Origin of the sequence: Kitasatospora sp. NPDC059160 (genome assembly GCF_042755465.1) — a bacterium.
Taxonomy (GTDB): domain Bacteria; phylum Actinomycetota; class Actinomycetes; order Streptomycetales; family Streptomycetaceae; genus Kitasatospora.
Map to the genome: position 1 here is coordinate 1 of NZ_JBHZCN010000063.1, position 21500 is coordinate 21500.

Annotated in this window: 5 protein-coding genes and 2 pseudogenes; 2 read left to right on the forward strand and 5 right to left on the reverse strand. The window is 77.3% G+C overall.

Features of this window, described 5'->3' with window-relative positions; all coding sequences use genetic code 11:
• Positions 1-111 precede the first annotated feature (111 nt).
• The 5 genes and pseudogenes from ACFXOZ_RS25395 to ACFXOZ_RS25415 form a co-directional block, all read right to left on the reverse strand.
• Positions 112-1161: a hypothetical protein gene (locus ACFXOZ_RS25395; protein WP_380592808.1), complete on the reverse strand. Its 1050-nt coding sequence runs from the start codon at positions 1159-1161 to the stop codon at positions 112-114.
• A 132-nt stretch (positions 1162-1293) separates the two neighbouring features.
• Entirely contained in the window at positions 1294-2844 is a 1551-nt protein-coding gene (locus tag ACFXOZ_RS25400) for an aspartate aminotransferase family protein (protein ID WP_380592810.1), read from the reverse strand.
• A gap of 25 nt (positions 2845-2869) precedes the next feature.
• Positions 2870-9406 carry an SDR family NAD(P)-dependent oxidoreductase gene (locus ACFXOZ_RS25405; RefSeq protein WP_380592812.1) on the reverse strand — a complete coding sequence of 2179 codons (6537 nt, stop codon included), beginning with the start codon at positions 9404-9406 and terminating at the stop codon, positions 2870-2872.
• 33 nt (positions 9407-9439) lie between these two features.
• A pseudogene (locus tag ACFXOZ_RS25410) lies at positions 9440-16057 on the reverse strand (thioester reductase domain-containing protein); the annotation flags it as partial.
• A gap of 148 nt (positions 16058-16205) precedes the next feature.
• Positions 16206-19160 (reverse strand): annotated as a pseudogene (locus ACFXOZ_RS25415) (type I polyketide synthase); the annotation flags it as partial.
• Between the two features lie 243 nt (positions 19161-19403).
• Between ACFXOZ_RS25415 and ACFXOZ_RS25420 the strand changes: the two are divergent.
• Both ACFXOZ_RS25420 and ACFXOZ_RS25425 read left to right on the forward strand, forming a co-directional pair.
• A complete protein-coding gene (locus tag ACFXOZ_RS25420; RefSeq protein WP_380528373.1) occupies positions 19404-20534 on the forward strand; it encodes an acyltransferase family protein in 1131 nt (376 codons plus the stop codon).
• Positions 20531-21500: NAD(P)-dependent oxidoreductase (locus ACFXOZ_RS25425; RefSeq protein WP_380592814.1), on the forward strand; the 970-nt coding region annotated here is incomplete at its 3' end. The genes ACFXOZ_RS25420 and ACFXOZ_RS25425, both read left to right, overlap by 4 nt.

Here is a 21500-nt window from a genome sequence, read left to right on the forward strand (position 1 = left end):
GGCCCGCTCGTCGTCCGACAACACCAACTCGACCTTTGGTCGACCCGTCCGCACCATAGGATCAGTCTATATTTATGAATGAAATTCCAGACTCAGGACACTAGGCACCGGCTACGGGCGGCCCCGTTCGGCGATGGCTCCGGCGACCGCGGCCAGGTGGTGGGAGGTCTCCCAGGCACGGCGCTGGCCGGGGTTGCCGGGGCCGGTCACGAGGTCGAGGGCCCGGCGGCGGATCTCCTCTCCGCCCCAGGAGGCGTCGGGGCGGGTGGCGCCCCAGACCTCGGCCCGGGTGAGCTGACGGCACAGCCGGAGGGCTTCCAGGCCCGTCGCGTCGACCGCCCGGACGACGTGCCAGTGGCGGCCGCCGGTGTAGCGCAGGTTGGCGGGCGCGGCCCGGACCTCGGCGGGTTCCGGCGGGTCGGGGTGGGTGACGCCGTGGTCGCCGAAGTCGGGCGGCGGGCCGGCCGCCCCGCGGGCGACGTGCTCCCAGAGGTCCAGCTCGTGACGGCGCAGGGCGGTCAGGACGTACGGCCGGACCCGGCGCAGACTCGGCGGGAACGCCCCCGCTGCCAGCGCGATGTGGCGCCAGGGGTGTGCGCGGGCCCAGCCGAGGACGGCGAGCGCGCGTGGCACCAGGGCGGTGACCGCGTCGGGGCCGGGCAGGTATCCGGCGTCGAGCAGCAGGTCGGTGTCCTCTGGGGTGAGCGCCACGGCGGCCAGGGCGGCGCGCACGTCCTCGGTCAGGTCACCCGGGCCGCCGGGCAGGCGGTGCAGGTCGATCCGCAGGCAGCCGCCGGCGCCGTGGGCCCGCTGGGCCCGGCGGATCTCGTCGAGGGAGCCGACCGGGTCGGTGGTGCGGAAGGCGGGGATGAGCGCCTGGAGCCACTGCTCGAAGTGCTCGCTGAGCCACCGCATAGCGTGGCCGCGGTAGCCGGTCCCGACCGCGCCCTGCTGCCAGAGCTGACCGCAGTCGACGGTGACGGTCAGCCGGGCGGGGAGGTGGTCGCCCGCGTGGCGGGCGAAGGTCTGCACGACATCGGCCAGGCGCCGGTCGGGGTGGACTTCGAGCAACGGGCGGATGCGCGCCTGCACGTGGGCGCCGATGTGGCCCAGGGCGATGAACTCGCCCGCCTTGCCGCGCAGGATCGGTACGTACTCCATCGGCCCCCCGCTGACGGTCGTGCGTGCACGGTGCGTCGCTGTCGCTCCGTCAGTGTGCGGTGCACGCCGCCGCCCCACCAGGGCGCGTACCGGGCGCACTCGCCCCCGGTACGCGCCTCGGTGCGCCCTGCGTCAGCGTGCGAGGAGGCGGTCGCCGTCCTGGGTGCGGAGGAGGTCGCAGAGGGCGCGCAGGCCGGATTCGGCCTGGGCGATCTGGGGGTCGGTGATGTGGACGGAGGGTTCGATCCGCAGGGTGGTCGTCGCGCTGGCGGTCGGGAAGACCCGCAGGGCGTGGGCGTGGAGGAGGTAGCCGGCGGCGGCGTAGCCGAGGACGCCGGCCCGGGAGAGTTCGCGCAGGGCCGGGGAGGTGGAGTCGCCCTGGTCGCGCAGTTCCAGGCCGAGCATCAGGCCGCGGCCTCGGACGTCGGCGACGACGTCCTTGAAGTCGTCGCGGATGCCCTCCAGTCGGGCCAGGATCCGTTCGCCGCGTTCGGCGGCCTGCCGGTAGCGGGCGCCGCCGTCGGCCTCCAGCAGGTCCAGGGTGCGGGCGGCGATCAGGGTGGAGAAGGCGTCCTTGGCGAAGGTGGAGCTGTGCAGCAGCTCGAAACCGGGCCGGTGGCGGCGGTGGTGCACCAGCATGACCGCGGCCTTGGCGAGGCCGCCGCCGAGGCTCTTGGCGAGCACGTAGTAGTCGCCGCGCAGCCCGATGGCGGAGCTCGCCAGGAAGCTGCCGGTGCGGCCCATGCCGCTCTGCACCTCGTCCACCACGATCGGGCAGTCCGCCTCGGCGCAGATCCGCTGGAGCTCGCGCGCGTACCCGGCGGTGAGCGGCCGGACCCCGCCCTCGCCCTGGACGGGTTCCAGTACCAGGGCGCACAGCCGGGGCAGCCGGTGCTCGGCCAGGTCCACGGTGCCGTCGGAGACGGTGAGGCCCAGGGCCGTGCGGTGTTCCTCGGCGATCGCCGCGGCGAGGGCGGCCGGGTCCTCGGCGGGGACGAACCGGCAGGGGGCGGCCAGGGCCCGGAAGGGCTCCCGGACGACCGGGTTGTGGGTGAGCTGGACGCTGCCGACGAGCTTGCCGTGGAAGCCGCCGGTCAGGGCGAGCAGCACGGGCGGCTCCTCGGCCCGCGCCCGGTTGGCGGCGGTGAGGGCGGCGGCCAGGGACTCGAAGTCCCCGCCGTCGGCGAGCCGCCGGGCGGCCGCGGAGAGGACGGCGCCGTCCCGGACGGCCCGGCGAGCCCGGTCGGTCTCCTCGTCGATCCGAGCGAGCAGCTCGGCCGCCTTGAGCCCGCGGTCGAGTTCGGCGTGCTTGACGGCGGCCTCGACCGCCTCGGCGCCGCTGTTGGCGAAGACGGCGGTGTACGGGCCCGGGTCGCCGGTGTCGCGGTGGAGGATCTCGTTGAGCCGCCGGGCGACGGTCTCGGCGTACGGGTGCAGTGAGAACTGGGCGTGCACCGGTACCCGCGCGCTCAGCAACTCCTGGGCGAGGGCGAGGATCTCGGGGTGGTTGTGGCCGAGGATCGTCGCGCCGAAGCCGCCGACGAGGTCGAGCACGGGGAGTTCGCGGCCGTCGTCGCCGCGCCGGTAGAGGGTGTCGCCCTCGGCGCGGACGTACTCGACGGCCAGGCCCAGGGACTCCAGTTGGGCGCGGAGGAAGGGTTCGGCCAGACCGGTGATGGTCATCGCGGTGCCTTTCTGGCGGTGCCGGTCAGAGCCGGGTGTCGATGAAGCGGAGGAGTTCGTCGTCGTCGGCGTCGGCGAGTTCGTCGGCCAGTTCCCTGGCCGGTTCGCCGGCGGGTGCCCCCGCCGGGACGCTCGCCGTCGGAGCGGCGGCGAGGGGGCGGGCCGGGGCGGTGGCGGGTTCGAGCCGCTGGAGCAGGGTGCGCAGCCGGGCGGTGAGGTCCGCGCGGGACTCCTCGTCCACGGCCGTGAGGGTGCGTTCCAGGCTGTCCAGGGCGGCGGCCGCCTGCCGGTGTTCCCGGACGGAGCCGAGCAGTCGGCCCAGCTGCTCGGCGACGGCGGCCGGGCTGGGGTGGTCGTAGACCAGGGTGGCGGGGAGCCGGGCGCCGGTGAGCCGGGCCAGCCGGTCGCGCAGTTCGAGCGCCATCAGGGAGTCGAAGCCCGCGTACTCGAAGGGTTCCTCGGCCGGGATCCGCTCGTCCGCCCCGAGCACCTCGGCGGCCTCGGCCCGGACCAGGTCGAGCAGGGCGGCGGGGTCGGCGGCGACCAGCCGGACGGCCTGCGGTCCGGGAGCCGTGGTACCGGGCGTGGGGTCGGCGGTTCCCCCGGTGGGATCGGCGGTGCCGGGTTCGGCGAGGTCGCGCAGCACCGCGGGGGCCGGGTGCCGGACGGCGCCGGGGTCCAGGGCGAGCGGGACGAGGACGGCCCGGCCGTCGGCGAGGCCCGCGTCGAACAGTCGCAGCCCCTCGGCGGGGTGGAGCGGCCGGACGCCGGTGCGGGCCAGCCGGGCGCGGCCGGCCCGGCCCAGGGCGGCGGTCATGCCGTCGGGCGCGTCCCAGGACCCCCAGGCCAGCGACACCGCGGGCAGGCCGGCGGCCCGGCGGCGGGTCGCGAGGCCGTCCAGGAAGGCGTTGGCGGCCGCGTACCCGGCCTGGCCCGCGGTGCCCAGGACACCGGCGGCGGAGGAGCAGAGCACGAGCGCGACGGGTGCGGGGAGCTCGCGGGTGGCCCGGTCGAGCCAGACGGCGGCGTCGGCCTTGGGGCGCAGCACGGTGTCGAGCCGGTCCGGGGTCTGGGAAGCGACCACCGCGTCGTCCAGCACGCCGGCGGCGTGCACGACGACGGTGAGCGGCGCATCGGCGGACACACCGGCGACCAGGGCCCGGACCTGCTCCCGGTCGGCGACGTCGCACCGGACGGCCTCCGCGTGGGCGCCCAACTCGGCCAGCTCGGCGCAGAGTTCGGCGGCACCGGGGGCTTCGGCGCCGCGCCGGGAGGCGAGCAGGACGCGGCGCAGGCCGTGGCCCGTCACCAGGTGGCGGGCGATCAGCCGGCCGAGCAGGCCGGTGCCGCCGGTGACGATCGCGGTACCGGCCGGGTCCAGCACCGGGCCGTCCGTCGGCGCGGGGGTGCGGGCGGCCAGGCGGGGCACCCGGACGGCCGGGCCGCGGAGGGCGAACTGCGGCTCGTCCGCGGCGGCCGCCTCGCCCAGGGCGGCCGCGACCGCGCGGGCGCAGTCCTCCGGGGTCGCGTCGGCGGGCAGGTCGAGGTCGGCGAGCAGCAGGCGGCCGGGGTGCTCGGTCTGGGCCGAGCGGACCAGGCCGCACACGGCGGCCTCGGCCGGGTCGACGGGTTCCCCGTCCTCGGTCGCCACGCCGTGGCGGGTGGCGACGACCAGGCGGCGGTCCTCGTACCGGGGGTCGGCGAGGAAGTGCTGGACGGCCGCCAGGGCGCGGGCGGTCGCGCGCCGGACCCGTGCGGTGTCCTCGGCGGGGGCGTCGGCGGCGTCGGCGGGCGGGAGCAGCAGCCAGCCGGACGCGTCCGGGGGCAGCACCGCCGGGTCCGCGACCGGTGTCACCGGGACGGGCGCCGCGCCGCGCACGGGCAGGTCCCGCCAGGCGAGGCGGAACAGGTCGCCCGTGTCCGCGAACGCCCGCACCGGCACCGGCCCGGGGCCCGGCTGCGACACCGGCTCCGGCCAGTACCGCCGTCCCCGGAAGGGGTAGGTCGGCAGGTCGATCCGGCGCGCGCCGGGCGGCAGCAGCGGCGTCCAGTCGACCGGGACGCCCCGGACGAAGGCCTCGGCGAGCGAGCGGGCGAACCGCGTCCGGCCGCCCTCACCCCGGGTCAGGCTGCCGCAGACCACGGCGGCCCGGCCCGCCCCGGTGTCGGCCAGCGTCGCCTCGATCGCCGTGCCCAGCACCGGGTGCGCGCCGACCTCGACGAAGGTGGTGAAGCCCTGCTCGGCGAGCGCCCGGACGGCGGGTTCGAAGCGGACCGGGTGGCGCAGGTTGCGGTACCAGTAGTCGGGCCCGACCGGGCCGCCGACCCAGTCGCCGTCGACCGTCGAGTACCAGGGCACCGTCGGCGCCGACGACCGTACGCCGTCGAGGAGTTGCAGCAGTTCCGGCTCCAGCTGCGCCACCTGCGCGGTGTGCGAGGCGTAGTCGACCGGGATCATCCGCACGTCGATCCCGCGCCGCTCCAGCTCGGCGTGGAACCCGCTGAGCGCCGCGCCGTCCCCCCCGACCACGGTGCGCTCCGGCCCGTTCACGGCGGCGATCTCGACTCCCCCGCCGCAGGCCCGGATCCAGTCCCGGACGCGGCGCTCGGGCAGCGGCACGGAGAGCATCCCGCCGGTGCCCGCGAGGCGGGCGCCGATGGCCCGGCTGCGCAGCGCGACCGTCCGGGCGGCGTCCGCCAGGGTCAGCGCACCGGCCGCGCAGGCCGCGGCGATCTCGCCCTGCGAGTGGCCGAGGACGGCCGCCGGACGGACGCCGTACGACTGCCAGAGGGCGGCGAGCGAGACCATCACCGCGAAGGACACCGGCTGGGCCACGTCCACCCGGTCCAGCGGCGGGGCGTCGGGGGTGCCGTGCACGACGTCGGCGAGCGACCAGTCGACGTACTGGGCGAGGGCCTGCTCGCAGGCGGCCATCCGCTCGGCGAAGACCGCTTCGGACTGCCACAACTCCCGCCCCATGCCGGCCCATTGGGCACCCTGGCCGGGGAAGACCAGGACCACGTCCTGGTCCACCCGGTCCGCCGGCGCGGTGCCGGTGACCAATCCGGGAGTCGCCGCGCCGGACCTGCTCGCCCCGCCCGTCGCGAGGGCCCGCAGCGCCGCGCGGGCCTGCGTCCCGTCCTCCGCCAGCACGACGGCCCGGTGCTCGAACAGGGCCCGCCCGGCGAGTGCGGAGCGCGCCGCGTCCTGCGGCCGGGCCCCGTCGTCCAGCAGGTCGGCCAGCCGCCCGGCCTGGGCGGCCAGTGCCTCCGGAGTCCGGGCGGAGATCACGAGCGGCACCAGCGGCACCAGCGGTGCCGGCCCGGCCGCGGTGGCGGGTTCCTCGACCGGGGCCTGTTCCAGCAGCACGTGGGCGTTGGTCCCGCTGATCCCGAACGAGGAGACCCCGGACCGGCGCGGGCGCAGCCGCTCGGGCCAGGGGGCGGTGGCGGTGCGCAGCCGCACCGCGCCGCCGGACCAGTCGACCCTGCTGCTCGGGCGGTCGACGTGCAGGGTGCGGGGCAGGACGCCGTGCCGGAGGGCCAGCACGGTGGCCGCCACGCCGACGAGGCCGGCGGCCGCCTGGGTGTGCCCCAGGTTGGACTTCACCGAGCCCAGCAGCAGGGGCTCGGTGCGCTCCGGCCCGTACGCGTCGATCACCGCCTGGGCCTCGATCGGGTCGCCCAGCACGGTGCCGGTGCCATGGGCCTCCACCGCGTCGACCTCGTCGGGGCGCAGTCCGGCGTCGGCCAGGGCGCGGCGGATCACCCGTTGCTGGGCGGGGCCGTTGGGCGCGGTCAGCCCGTTGGAGGCGCCGTCCTGGTTGACGGCCGAGCCGCGGACCACGGCGAGCGGGCGGCGGCCGGCCCGCCGGGCGGCGGAGAGCCGCTCCAGGACGAGGACGACGGCGCCCTCGGCCCAGCCGGTGCCGTCCGCGGCCTCCGCGAAGGGCTTGCAGCGCCCGTCGGGGGCGATGCCGCGCTGGCGGGAGAACTCGACGAAGGCGTCCGGGGTGACCATCACCGTCGCCCCGCCGACCAGCGCGGTCGTGCACTCGCCGGACCGCAGCGAGCGCAGTGCCAGGTGCAGGGCGACCAGCGAGGAGGAGCAGGCGGTGTCCACCGCGACGGCCGGGCCGTGGGTGCCCAGGACGTACGCCACCCGGCCGGCGGCGATGCTGGTCGCACTGCCGGTGATCCGGTAGCCGTCGGCCGTGCGGGAGACCGGGACGCGCTCGGTGTAGCCGTTGGCGAACACGCCGGTGAACACGCCGACGTCCTGGCCGCGCAGGGCGGTCGGGGCGATGCCGGCCCGTTCCAGCGCCTCCCAGCTGGTCTCCAGCAGGAGCCGCTGCTGGGGGTCCATCGCGGCGGCCTCGCGCGGGGAGATGCCGAAGAAGTCGGCGTCGAAGAGCGCGGCGTCGCGCAGGAAGCCGCCGTGCCGGGTGTCGGAACGGCCGGGGGCCTCGGGGTCGGGGTCGGCGAGGGCGGTGAGGTCCCAGCCGCGGTCCTCGGGGAAGCCGGAGACGGCGTCCCGTTCCTCGCTGAGCAGCTGCCAGAGCGCCTCGGGGGTGGTGATGCCGCCGGGGAGGCGGACGGCCATGCCGGTGATCACCACCGGGTCGTCGGCGGGCCCGGTCCCGGGGCCTGACGCGGGCTCGGACTCGGACCCTGGCACGAACTCGCCTTCCGTGGAGGGGGTTTCGCCGAGTCGTACGCGCAGCAGCGCGACCACGGCCGCCGGGGTCGGGTGGTCGAAGGCCAGCGTGGCGGGCAGGGTCAGGCCGGTGGCCTCGGCCAGCCGGTCGCGCAGGGCGACGGCCCGGAGGGAGTCCAGGCCGAGTTCGGCGAAGCCGGTGGTGGCGCCGTAGCGGCGGCCGGGCGGGAAGCCGAGCGCCGCCTCGGTCGCGGCCGCGACCAGTGCGGCCAGGCCGTCCGGGCGCGGCGGCCCGGGGGCTTTCGAGCCCGGTCCTTCCGTCGCGCGGGCACCCGTCGCGCGGGCTTCCATCGCGCGGGCTTCCGTCATGGCCGGCAGCAGCAGCCGCAGCGCCGCCAGGTCGGCCTTGCCGGCGCCGTTGCGCGGGAGCTCCGCGACCAGGTGCAACCGGACGGGCAGCTTGTGCGGCGCCAGCCGGGCCGCGCCGAACTCCCGTACCGTCTCCAGGCTCGGGGCACTGCCGGGCTCGGCCACGGCCACCGCGACGACGGTCTCGCCCCACTCCGGGTGGGCGGTGCCGAGGACGGCGAGTTCGCGCAGGCCGGGGCAGTCGGCCAGGGCGCGCTCGACCTCGGCGGGGTAGACCTTCTCGCCGTTCTGGATGATGACGTTCTTGAGCCGGTCGACCAGGTACAGGCAGCCGTCGGCGTCCAGGCGCCCGAGGTCGCCGGTGCGGAACCAGCCGTCGGCGTCGCGGAGTTGCTCCTCGTCGCGCCAGTAGCCGGGCGAGACGTGCTTGCCGCGCACCCAGACCTCGCCCGGCCGGTCCGGGTCGGCGACGTCCGTTCCGGTCTCCGGGTCGACGATCCGCAGCTGGGTGAAGGGCATCGCCCGGCCCGCCGAGCCGGCCTTCGCCAGGGTGAGCTCCGGCGGCAGGTAGCTGGCGAAGCAGGCGGTCTCGGTCAGGCCCCAGGCCTGCTGGAGCAGCACCCCGCGGGCCGCGTAGTCGCGGACCAGTCCGGGCGGGACGGGGGCACCGGCCACCACGGCGCCGCGCAGCGCGGACAGGTCGGCGGCGGCGAAGCCGGGCTGCCGGGCCAGCAGGGCGTACATCGAGGGGACGGCGAAGAAGGTGTCGACCCGGAGGGCGACCAGGTCGCGCAAGGTCCGCTCGGGGTCGAAGCGGCGGCGCAGCACGGTGGTGCCGCCGTGGCCGAGGTTGCGCAGGGTGAAGCAGTTGAGCCCGCCGATGTGCGACAGCGGGGTGACCACCAGGTTGACGTCGTCCTCGCGGGTGGTCATCGCCGCGTCGATGTTGGCGGCGTTCCACCAGATGTTGCCGTAGGTGAGCCGGACGCCCTTGGGCCGGCCGGTGGTGCCGGAGGTGTACAGCAGGACGGCGAGGTCCTCGGCGTCCAGCGGCGCGGGCTGGCGCGGCGGCTGGGGGGCCGCCGCCAGGGCGGGGGCGAGCGGCGTCCAGCGCGGGTCGGGCGGGCCGGTCACGGGGGCGGCCGGGTCGTCGTCCACCAGCAGCAGCCGCGCCCCGGACGACGGGTCGACCAGCGGCGCGTGGCCCGGTTCGGCGACCACGGTGTGCGCTGCGCAGTCCCGCAGCAGCTCCGCCACCTCGGCGGCGCCGAGCCGGTGGTTGACGGGCACGAAGGCGGCGCCCAGCCAGCCGCAGGCGAGGTACGTCACCAGCAGCGTCGGACTGTTCAGACCCAGGTAGGCGACCTGGCGGCCGGCCGTCACCCCGCCGTCGGCGAGCACCTCGGCCAGGCGGCCGGCCCGGTCCAGCAGTTCGGGGTAGCCGATCTCGGCTTCCTCGTAGTGCAGGGCCGGGCCCGCCCCGGGCCGCCGGGCCGCGCGGCGCAGCGCGTCGATCGGGGTGATCTCCAGATGCATGGTCGTCCTCCTGGTCGGGCGGGCGGGGCGCGGTCAGGCGGTGGGCACGGGCGGCGCGGTGCCGGTACCGATAGCGATAGCGGTGCCGGTTCCGGTTCCGGTTCCGATAGCGGTGCCGGTACCGGTGCCGGTCGGGGGCGGCAGCCAGCCGGTGCGGACGAAGAAGTCCACGTACCGGCGGAACAGCGGCAGGTCGATCGGTGGGCAGGCGATCCCGGTCCCGGCCAGCGCCGCTTCGGCGGCGGACACGTCCATCAGCGGGTGGACGGCCCGGTGTCCGGCGATCCGCTCGAACGGGTCGAGCAGCGGGGTGAGCGCGTTGCCCGGGTGGGCCTGCACCGTCCGGCACCACCGCTCGAGTTCCACCTCGGGCAGCGAGTACCCCAGTTCCCGCAGGTAGCCGGTCAGTTCGCCGTACCCCTCGGTGCTGGTGTTCTGCAGGTGGAAGGTCCGGCCGGCGTTCCCGCGCTGCCCGGCCAGAGTGGTGACGGCCGCGCTGATGTAGTCGACGGGGGCCAGGTGGACGGCACCCGCGCCCGCGAGCCCGGCCGGGACGGCCCCGGACTGGACCAGGCCCTTGAGGCTCAGCCAGAAGAAGTCCCTGGTCTGGCAGGCCCCGTGGACCTGGTCGCCGCAGACCACGTCGACCCGGTACACCGTCACCGGCAGTCCGCGCTCCCGGGCGATCCCCACCACCTGCTCGGCCACCCACTTGCTCTGGGCGTAGCCGTTGGCCAGCACCTGCGGCGGGCCGGTCGGGGAGGACACCGTGCGCGGGCCGGGCTCCGCGCCCTTCTCCGCGAACACGGCGGTGGAGGAGACGTGGTGCACCGGCACGGTGCGGTGCCGGGCCGCCAGCCGGAGCACCTCCCGGGTGCCGTCCACGTTGGCGGCCCGGAGTTCGCTGTACGGGCGCAGCCAGTTGACGGCGGCCCCGGCGTGGTGGACCACGTCGACGATCCGGGCGAGCCGGTCGAACTCCAGCTCGGTGAGGCCGAGTCGGGGCCGGCTGAGGTCGCCGACCACGACCGCGAGGCGGTCCGGGTCGATCTCGTCCCACACCCGGTACCAGCTCAGGCGTTCGCGCAGCCGCTCGGCGGCCGCGGCCGGGTCGGCGGCGCGCACCAGGCAGTGCACGGTCGCCTTGGTGGAGCGCATCAGGTCGCGCAGCAGGAAGGCGCCGAGGAAGCCGGTCGCGCCGGTGAGCAGGACCTCCCGGGGCCCGACGACGTCCGCGACGAGCTCGGCGGCCGGGCGGACGTCCTCGTCCAGGCGGACGTCGGCGGCGAACTCCCCGGCCGGATCGGGCGCGTAGCCCGGATCCGCGCGGCCCGGATCCGCGTAGCCCGGTCCTGTGCCCACCGGTTCCGTGCCGAGCGGTTCCGCGCCGAGCGGTTCCGTACCGACCGGTTGCGTGCCGGCCCGATCAGGAGCCCCGGTCGGCGTGCCGGTCCCGTCGGGTGCCTGCGGCCCGGCGAGCGCCGCCAGCAGGTGGTCCGCCAGCGCCGCCGGTGTCGGGTGGGCGAACACCGCCCCGGGGGCGAGCCGCAGACCGGTCAGCGCGTCCAGCCGGTTGCGCAGTTGCACGGCGGCGAGCGAGTCGAAGCCCAGCGCCGGGAAGGCGTCCTCGGCGCCGACGGCGGCCGCGTCGGGGTGGCCGAGCACCCGGCCGGCCTCCCGGCGGACCAGCTCGACGGCCTCCTCGCGGGCCCGCTCCGGCGCCAGCGCGCCGATCCTCCGGGCGAACGGCTCCGCCGCCGCCTCCGTCGTCCCGGCGCGGGGCCGGGGCGGCAGCGGCGCGAGGCCGGTGAACACCGTGGGCAGCTCGGCGGGGTGGCGCCGCATCGCGGCCAGGTCCAGCGGCGCGGCGAGGACGGCGGCCTGCGGCCCGGTCAGGGCCGCGTCCAGCAGCGCCGGGCCGTCGGCCGCGGTGACCGGGCGCAGCCCGCTGCGGGCGATCCGCCGCAGATCGGCCTCGCCGAGGTGCCCGGCCATCCCGCCCTCGTCCTGCCACAGGCCCCAGGCGACGGAGGTGGCGGGCAGGCCGAGGGCGGCCCGGTGCTCGGCGAGCGCGTCCAGGAAGGTGTTGGCGGCGGCGTAGTTGGCCTGGCCCGGCCCGCCGACGATCCCGGCGACGGAGGAGAACAGCACGAAGGCGGACGGCCCGTGCGGGAGGGTCAGCTCGTGCAGGTGCCAGGCCGCGTCGACCTTGGGGCGCAGCACCGCCGCCAGCCGTTCGGGGCTCAGGGTGGCCAGCAGGCCGTCGTCCAGCACCCCGGCCGCGTGCACGACGGCGGTCAGCGGCCGGTCGGCGGGGACGGCGGCCAGCAGCTCCGCGAGCGCGGTCCGGTCGGCGACGTCGCAGGCCGCGACGGTGGCCCGCGCGCCGAGCGCGGCCAGTTCGGCGACCAGGGCGGCCGCGCCGGGGGCCGCGGGCCCGCGCCGACCGGTGAGCAGCAGGTCGCTCACGCCGTGCCGACGCACCAGGTGGCGGGCGAACACGGCGCCGAGGGCGCCGGTTCCGCCGGTGAGCAGCACGGTGCCGTCGGTGGGCCAGGGCGGGGCGGGGGTCGCGGAGCCGCCGTCGGGCCGCCCGGCCCGGGCCAGGCGCGGGACCAGCACCCGCCCGGCGCGGATCGCCGCCTGGGGTTCGCCGGTGGCGAGCAGCCCGGGGAGGGCGGCGGCGGAGGCCGGAGCGTCGTCCAGGTCGACCAGCACGATCCGGTCGGGGGCCTCGGACTGGGCCGAGCGCAGCAGGCCCCAGACGGTGGCGGCCGCCGGGTCGCTCACCCCGGCCACGGCGCCCCGGGTCGCCACCACCAGCGGGACGCCGGCGGCGCGCCGGTCGGCCGACCAGCACCGGGCCAGTTCCAGGGCTCGGGCCGCCAGTGCGTGGGCCCGGGCCGGGACGTCGGGCTCGGCACCGGGCAGCAGCGGGGCGAGCACCGCGTCGTAGCCGCCGATCGCGCCGAGCAGCTCCTCGACCCGCGCGAACCGGTGGGCCCCGTCCGGTAGCGGTCCGGCGCCGACCGGCAGCTGTCCGGCGCCGACCGGCAGTGCCCCGGTGCCGGACGGCAGCGGTCCGGCGCCGTCGGTGAGCACCGCCCAGCGCACGTGCGGCGCCGACGACGGCAGGGTGAGCGGCGCCCAGTCGACGTGGAACAGCCCGTCCCGGGCGCGGTTCCGCTGCGCCGTAGCCGCCCGGTCGGGACCGTCCGTCGCCCGCTGGCGCACGGCCTCGACGTCGGCGACCGGCCGCCCGGCGGGGTCGGTCAGCCGCAGCGCCGCGCCGTCCGGCCCGGGGGTGATCCGGGCCCGGAGCCGGGTGGCGCCCGCCGCGTGGAGCCGCACGGCGCGCCACTCGGCGGCGAGCCCGGGGCCGGCGCAGCGCGCCGCCGCGTCCAGCAGCTCCGGGTGCAGTCCCCAGCCCTCCGCCGTCGTGCCGTCCGGGAGCGCCAGTTCGGCGAACAGCTCGCCGTCCAGCCGCCACAGCGCCGTGACCCCGTCGACGTCCGTCGCCACGGCCTGTGCGCCCGGTGGCGGCCAGGCCCCCTCGTCGGCGACCGTCCGCACGCCGCCCCGGCCGAGCGCGCCCGAGGCCACCGGGGCCCAGCCGCCGCTCTCCCCGGCCCTGGTGTGCACGGTGAACGCCCGACACCCCCGGTCGTCCGCCGGTGCGAGCACCAACTGGGCCTCCAGCGAGCCGCGTTCGGGCGGCTCCGGCAGACAGTCGACCGTCAGCTCGGCCAGCACCGCGCACCCGGCCTCCTCGCCCGCCCGCAGCGCCAGTTCCACCAGCTCGGCCGGGGAGCGGCCGGGCAGCCGTCCGTCGAGGACCAGCTCCGCGCGCCCGGCCAGTTCGGTGACGCCGGTCAGCAACGGGTGCCCGAGCGCCCACCCGCCGGTTCCCCGGCCCGCGGCGCGCGGCGGCGTCAGCCAGTACCGCTCCCGCTCGAACGGGTACGTCGGCAGGGCGACCGCCGCCGTCCGCCCGGGCGGGCCGAGGACGGCGCGCCAGTCGACCGGCACCCCGGCCGTCCACAACGCCGCCAGCGCGCCGAGCAGCCCGGGCACCTCGGCGGAGCCCGCCCGTGCGCTCGGCACCGCCGTGACCTGCCGGTCGCCGTCGGCGAGGCAGGCGGCGACCAGCGGCGACAGCACCGCGTCCGGGCCCACCTCCAGCGCGGTGCCGACGCCCTGGGCGGCCAGGGCGCGGACGGCGTCGAGGAAGCGCACCGGCCGGCGCAGGTGCGCCGTCCAGTGGTCCGGGGAGCGCAGCTCCTCGGCGGTGGCGGGGCGGCCGGTCACGGTGGACACCAGCGGCAGCGTCGGCGCGGCCGTCCGGGTGTCCCCCGGCCAAACGGCTGCCACGGCGCGTCGGAACTCGGCGAGCACCGGGTCCAGTCCGGCGGAGTGCACGGCCCGGCTGATCGCCAGGCGGCGGGTGCGGCGGCCGCGCTGTTCGGCCTCGGCGGCGACGGCGCCCACCGCGTCGGCCTCGCCGGACACCACCACCGAGGCGGGACCGTTCACGGCCGCCAACGAGACCCGGCGGCCGTGCCGGGCCAGCAGGTCGACCGCCTCGGCCTCGGAGACCTCCAGGGCGACCACCGCCGCGTCGGCGGGCAGCGCCTCGACCAGCCGGCCCCGGACGGCGAGGACGGTCGCGGCGTCCGGCAGCGACAGCACTCCGGCGACATGGGCGGCCGCGAGTTCCCCGGCCGAGTGTCCGGCCACCACGTCGGGCCGTACCCCGAAGGACTCCAGCAGCCGGAACAGCGCCACCTCGAAGGCGAACACCGCCGCCTGGGCGTAGCCGAAGCGCTCCAGCTCTCCCCCGCCGGCCAGGACGGCGGCGAGCGGCACGGGCAGGTGCGGGTCCAGTGCGGCGCCGACCTCGTCGAAGGCCGTCGCGAAGGCCGGGAACGCCCGGTACAGCTCCCTCCCCTGCTCCGGCCGCTGGGACCCGTGCCCGGGGAAGAGGAAGGCGAGCCGGCCGGGCCGTACGGGCGCCCCGGACGTCACGGACGTCACGGACGCCACCGACGTCACGGGCGCTTCGTCGGCGAGTGCCCGCAGACGGCTCGTCAGCTCGTCCCGGTCGGCGCCCACCACGGCCGCCCGGTGCTTGAGCGCGGGCCGCCCGGCCAGGGCCTCGGCGACGGCGCGGGGCGGGGTGTCGGGGTGCCGCTCCAGGTGCGCCAGCAACCGGACGGCCTGGGCGCGCAGCGCGGTGGGCGTGGCGGCGGAGAGCAGCCAGGGCACGGCGGGGAGTCCGTCGGGGTCCGGCTCGGGGTCCTCCTCCGGTGCCTGTTCCAGCACCAGGTGGGCGTTGGTCCCGCTCACCCCGAAGGCCGAGACGCCGGCCCGGCGCGGGCCGTCGGTCCGCGGCCAGGGGCGCTGCTCGGTGAGCAGCTCGACCCCGCCCGCCCGCCAGTCGACCAGCGGCGTCGGCGCGTCCACGTGGAGCGTGGCGGGCAGCACGCCGTGGCGCAGCGCCTGCACCGTCTTGATCACCCCGCCGATCCCGGCGGCGGCCGTGGCGTGCCCGAGGTTGGACTTGACCGAGCCGAGCAGCAGCGCTCGCCCGGCCGGGCGGTCCGCGCCGTAGACGGCTTGCAGGGCCTGCGCCTCGATCGGGTCGCCGAGCCGGGTGCCGGTGCCGTGGCCCTCGACGGCGTCGACCTCGGCCGGGGTGAGTCCGGCGTCGGCCAGGGCGCGGCGGATCACCCGCTCCTGGGCGGCGCCGTTGGGCGCGGTCAGCCCGTTGGAGGCGCCGTCCTGGTTGACGGCCGAGCCGCGCAGCACGGCGAGCACCCGGTGCCCGTGCCGGCGGGCGTCGGCGAGCCGCTCCAGCAGGACCAGCCCGGCGCCCTCGGCCCAGCCGGTGCCGTCCGCCGCCGCGGCGAAGGACTTGCAGCGGCCGTCCGGCGCCAGGCCGCGCTGGCGGGCGAAGTCGACGAAGCCGAGCGGCGAGGCCAGCACCGTCACGCCGCCCGCCAGGGCGAGCGAGGACTCGCCGCAGCGCAGCGAGCGGGCGGCCAGGTGCAGCGCCACCAGGGAGGAGGAGCAGGCGGTGTCCACGGTGACGGCCGGGCCCTGGAAGCCGAAGGTGTACGCGATCCGGCCGGAGACCACGCTGCCCAGCCGCCCGGTCAGCAGGTAGCCCTCGTACTCGGCCGGGGTGTCCGGGCCGAGGTAGGACTGTTCGGTGGCGCCGGCGAACACCCCGACGTCGGTGCCGCGCAGCACCGTCGGGTCGATGCCCGCGTGCTCGAACAGCTCCCAGGCGGTCTCCAGCAGCAGCCGCTGCTGCGGGTCCATCGCGGTGGCCTCGCGCGGGGAGATGCCGAAGAACCCGGCGTCGAAGCGGGTGGCGGTGTCCAGGAAGCCGCCCTCGCGGGCGTAGCTGGTGCCGGGCGTCTCGGGGTCGGGGTCGTAGAGGGCGTCGAGGTCCCAGCCCCGGTCGGCGGGGAAGGGGGTGACGGCGTCCCGGCCGTCCAGCACCAGCCGCCAGAGGTCCTCGGGCGAGCCGACGCCCCCGGGGAAGCGGCAGGCCATGCCGACGATCGCGATCGGCCCGTCGTGGGACGACTCCTCCTGGGACGACTCCAGTTCGGCGATCCGGCGCCGGGCGTCGCGCAGGTCGGCGGTGACCCACCGCAGGTAGTCGACGAGCTTCTCCTCGTCCGGCATGCTGGGCTTCCTCTCTCGGCGGGCGTGCTGCCGGGCGGGCGGGCGATCAGGTACGGGCGAGCCGCGGTCAGGTACGGGCATGCGGTCAGGTCCGGGCGTGCGGTCAGGTACGGGCCCGGCCGAGCTCGTGGTCGATGAGGTCGAACAGCTCGTCCTTGGTGGCGGTTTCGAGCCGTCCGAAGCGGCCGAGGAGCGCCCGCAGGCGTTCGGTGACCGCGAGCAGCTCCGGGCCGCCGGCCGGCAGTCGCCCCAGCACCGCTTCCAGCCGGTCGACTTCGGCGAGCGCGTCCGGCCCGTCGGCGGCGTCCGGCCCGTCGGCGGCGTCCGGCCCGTCGGCGGCGTCCGGACCGTCGGCGGCGGACAGCCGGTCGAGCAGGAGGTCGGCGACGGCGTCCGGGGTGGGGTGGTTGAACAGCACGGTGACCGGCAGCTCGATCCCGGCGAGGGCGGCCAGCCGGTTGCGCAGCTGGACGGCGGTGAGCGAGTCGAAGCCGAACTCCCGGAAGGGGCGCGACACTTCGACGGTCGCCGGGTCGGCGATCCGCAGCACGGCGGCCGCCTCGGCGCGCACCGCGTCGAGCAGGTGGGCGCGCCGCTCCCTGGCGGGGAGGGCAGCCAGGCTCCGGGCGAGCGCGCCCTCGCCCGCCGACCGGGCGGAGGGCGGGGCGGGCGGGGCCTCGGCGGGCGCGGGTGCGATCGGCTCCAGCCAGTAGCGCTCGCGTTGGAACGGGTACGTCGGCAGGTCGACGTGCCGGGTGCCGGTACCGGCGAAGAAGGCGGACCAGTCGACGGCGGCCCCGGCCGTGTGGAGCCGGGCCAGCTCCCGGACGACGGCGTAGGGGGCCTCCTCGCCGGGCGCGAGTTCCAGGCTCAGCACCGGCCCCTCCGGCAGCGGCCTCTCCGACAACGACCCCTCCGGCAGCGGCCCGCCCTCCGCCAGGAAGCGTTCGGCCCAGGCCTCCGGGTCCGTCCACCGCCCGGCCGGCTCCTCGCCACCGCTCGGGGCAGACCGCAGCGGCACGGTCGGCGCCGCGAAGGCCAGCGCCGCCGACTCCTGCCGGAACTCCGCGCGGGCCGCCGCACCGCCGCCCTGCCGGAGCAGCCGCTCGCGGGCCGCGAGCAGGGCCACCGCGTCCGGCACCGGGAGCACCCCGGCGAGGTGCGCGGCCATCACCGCGCCGCTGCCCCGGCCGACCAGCGCCGCCGGGCGCAACCCCCAGGCCGCGTACAGGCGGTGGAGCGCCAGCCGCGCGGCGAAGCCGCCCGAGGCGCCGGGCACGGCGACCAGTTCCTGGTACGCCTCGGCGAACACCGGGAAGGCCGCACGGAGTTGAACCACCGCCTCCGGCCCGGGCCCGTCGCCGTCCGGGCAGAGCAGGACCGGCCGGACCTCCCCCGGTACCCGGCGGACCGCGTCCGCCGCGACCGTGCCCGCCAACTCCGCCAGTCGCTCGACGAGTTCGGCGGCCGTACCGCCGACCACCGCCGCCCGGTACGGCAGCGCCGCCCGGGTGGTGGCCAGCGCCCGGGCGACGTCCCGGAAGTCCGGGGCCGTCCCCGGGCCGCCGACCAGCGCCAGCAGATCGCGCGCCCGCTCCGCCAAGGCCCGGGCGGACCGGGCCGAGAGCACCCACGGCACCACCGGCAGGACCACCGGTGCCTCCCCCGCCTCCTCGGGCGGCGCCTCCTCCAGGATCACGTGCGCGTTCGTCCCGCCGAGGCCGAAGGAGGAGACCGCCGCCCGGCGCGGCCGCTCGCCCCGGGGCCAGTCGCGGGCCTCGGTGAGCAGGGCGACCGCGCCCGAGTCCCAGTCCACGTGCGGCGAGGGCTGTTCGGCGTGCAGGGTGGCGGGCAGCCGGCCGCGCCGCAGCGCCTCCACCGTCTTGATCACCCCGCCCACCCCGGCGGCGGCCTGGGCGTGGCCGAGGTTGGACTTGAGCGAGCCCAGCCACAGCGGCCGCTCGGCGGAGCGCTGTCCGTAGGTGCGCAGCAGCGCCCGGGCCTCGATCGGGTCACCGAGCGCCGTCCCGGTGCCGTGGGCCTCGACGGCGTCGATGTCCGCCGTGGCGAGCCGGGCGTCGGCGAGGGCGGCGCGGATCACCCGTTCCTGGGCGGGGCCGTTGGGCGCGGTCAGCCCGTTGGAGGCGCCGTCCTGGTTGACGGCCGAGCCGCGCACCACGGCGAGCACCCGCCGGCCGTCCCGGCGCGCCTCGGACAGCCGGGCGAGCACCAGCAGTCCGGCGCCCTCGCCCCAGCCGACCCCGTCGGCGGCCGCCGAGAAGGCCTTGCACCGGCCGTCCGGGGCGAGGGCGCGCTGGCGCGAGAAGCCGAGGAAGGCCGCGGGGGTGGACATCACCGTCACGCCGCCCGCCAGGGCGAGGTCGCACTCGCCGCGGCGCAGCGCCGCGCAGGCCAGGTGGAGGGCGACCAGGGAGGAGGAGCAGGCGGTGTCGACGCTGACGGCGGGGCCCTCCAGGCCGAAGGCGTAGGCGAGTCGGCCGGAGAGGACGCCGGGGGCGCTGCCGCTGAACAGGTAGCCCTCGAAGTCCTCCCGGGGCAGCTGCGGCCGGCTGCCGTAGTCGTTGTACATCACCCCGGCGTACACGCCGGTGCGGCTGCCGCGGAGGGCCTCCGGCGGGATTCCGGCGCGTTCGCAGGCCTCCCAGGCGATTTCCAGCAGGATGCGCTGCTGGGGGTCGGTGCCGAGGGCTTCCCGGGGGGACATCCCGAAGAATTCGGCGTCGAACCGATCGGCGTCGTACAGGAATCCGCCCTGTTCGACGTAGCTGGTGCCGACGGCGTCGGGGTCGGGATGGAACAGGGAATCGAGCGGCCAGCCCCTGTTCGACGGGAATCCGGCGACCGCGTCGACCCGGTCGGCGACCAACTGCCAGAGCTTTTCCGGGGAATCGGCGCCGCCGGGGTAGCGGCAGGCCGCGCCGAGGACCGCGATCGGCTCCGACTGCCGTTCCTCCAGGGCGCGCAGGCGTTCCCGGGTGTCGACGGCGTCGGCGACCACGCGCTTCAAGTACTGGCGCAGGGTGTCATTGTCGGCCACGTGGGTCTCCGGTCCTGGGCGGGCGGGCAGGGCGGCGCGACGTCGGACGATCGCGCACGCACCCTAGCCGGGCATCCGATCTCTATCAGATCTGACCCACCGTCAACATTGCGAGCAGGAAAGTATGCAGAGCAGGCAATCGGCCTGGTGTTTCCGACAATTCGTCAAAAGCGAACAACATCGGCGAGTTCGGATACGATCACCGGGCCTTCCCCCACCCGCTCCGATACCTCGGGAACGCTCTTGGCACTCGGCAGGTCGTCCCGGCTGCCCTCGCTCACCGGTCTGCGTTTCGTCGCGGCCGCGGCCGTCGTCGCCCAGCACGCCAGCCTGATCTGGACCCACGGGCACGGCGAGAGCGCCACCCTGCTCCGCCTCGGGTTCGCCGCGGTGACGTTCTTCTTCCTGCTCAGCGGCTTCCTGCTGGCCTGGGCCTGGCGGCCCGGGCAGCCCGTCCCGGTGTTCTGGCGCCGCCGGGTGGCCCGGATCCTGCCCACCCACCTGGTGACCCTGCTGCTCGGGGTGCTGCTGCTGGCCGCCGCCGGGCGGGCCGTGCCGCTGTGGGCCTGGCTGCCGAACGCGCTGCTCGTCCAGACCTGGTCACCCGGCTTCGACCTGCTGGACCCCGGGGTGAACGGGGTGTCCTGGTCGCTCTGCTGCGACCTGCTCTTCTACCTGCTGTTCCCGGTCATCGCCCGGCGGGCGGCCGCGATCGGCTCCGCACACCTCTGGGCCTGGGCGGCGGCGGCCGTCGCGGCCGCCGTGCTGATCCCGGTGCTGCTCACGGCGGCGCGGCCCGGAAGCGACGGGCCTTCCTTCGGGCTCGGCGTGACGCTCCGCCAGATCTGGCTCTGCTACACCTTCCCCCCGGCGCGGCTGCCGGAGTTCCTGTTCGGCGTGGTGCTGGCCCGGCTGGTCCGGGAGGGCCGGCTCGACGGCGTCCGGACCTGGCACGGCGCCGCCGCGTTCACCCTGCTCTACCCGCTCGACCAGCTCTCCCCGCTGCTGTTCGGCGTCGCCGCGATCACCGTCCTGCCGCTGGGCGCGCTGATCGTGGGCGCCGCCAACGCCGACCGGCTGGGCCGGCCGTCCCGGCTCGCCCACCCGGCGGCCGAGCACCTGGGCGCCCTCTCGCTGACGCTGTACCTGTCGCACTACCTGGTGATCGAGTACGGCGACGCGCTGCTCGACCCGTACGGCACCGCCGACGGGCTCCGGCCGCTGCTGTACACGGCCGTCCTGGTGGCCGGATCACTGGCGGCGGCCTGGCTGCTGCACGCCCTCGTCGAGGAGCCGATGGTCCGCGCGCTGAACGAGCCCCGCCGCCGCACCGCACCCGTCACCCTGCCGGACCGCCCGAAGGAGACCTCGTGACGACCGACCGCCGCCCTGCCCCTGCCGCCGCTACCGCCCCCGCCCCCGTCGCCGTGCTCGGCCTCGGCCTGATGGGCACGGCGCTCGCCGACGCCTTCCTGGCCGCCGGGCACCGCACCACCGTCTGGAACCGCACCGCCGCCCGTGCCGACGGCCCGGCCGCCCGGGGCGCCCACCGCGCCGCGACGCCCGCGGAAGCGGCGGCCGCCGCACCGCTGGTCGTGCTCTGCCTCGGCGACCACCACGCCGTCGGCGAGGTCCTCGACGCCGCCGGGGACGCCCTGGCCGGCCGGGTCCTGGTCGACGTCACCTCCGGCACCTCCGCGGACGCCGCCGCCGTCGCCGAGGCGGCGGCCCGGTACGGCGCCCGGAGCCTCGACGGCGCCCTGCTGGCCACCCCCGACGCCATCGGAGCCGCCGGGACCGTGGTGCTCTACAGCGGCCCCGAGGCGGCCTTCCGCACCCACGAGGCGGCCCTGACCGCGCTCGGCGGCTGCCCCACCTACCTCGGCGACGGCCCCGGGCTCGCCTCGCTGCACGACGTCGCCCTGCTGGCCGTGCTGTGGTCCGGACTCAACGGCTTCCTCCACGCGGCGGCGCTGCTGCGCACCGCCGGGATCGGCGCGACGGACTTCGCGCCGACCGCCGAGCTGCTGTTCGGCGGCATCGGCGCCTTCCTGGCCCGCTACGCCCGGCAGGTCGACGAGGGCGACTACCCGGCCGAGGACTCGGCGCTGCGCACCCACCTGGCGGCCGCCCGCCACCTGCTGGACGAGAGCGAGCGGCGCGGCCTCAACCCGGTCCTGCCCCGGCAGCTGACGGCCGTGATGGAGGCGGTCGCCGCGCGCGGGTACGCCGACGACAGCTACGCCGCCGTCGTGGAGCATCGGCGACGGCCCCGGGCTCGCCTCGCTGCACGACGTCGCCCTGCTGGCCGTGCTGTGGTCCGGACTCAACGGCTTCCTC

What these genes read in the sequence shown, in the direction of transcription:
- ACFXOZ_RS25395 (WP_380592808.1), bottom strand. Translation starts at nt 1,161, where the DNA reads ATGGAGTACGTACCGATCCTGCGCGGCAAGGCGGGCGAGTTCATCGCC.
- ACFXOZ_RS25400 (WP_380592810.1), bottom strand. Translation starts at nt 2,844, where the DNA reads ATGACCATCACCGGTCTGGCCGAACCCTTCCTCCGCGCCCAACTGGAG.
- ACFXOZ_RS25405 (WP_380592812.1), bottom strand. Translation starts at nt 9,406, where the DNA reads ATGCATCTGGAGATCACCCCGATCGACGCGCTGCGCCGCGCGGCCCGG.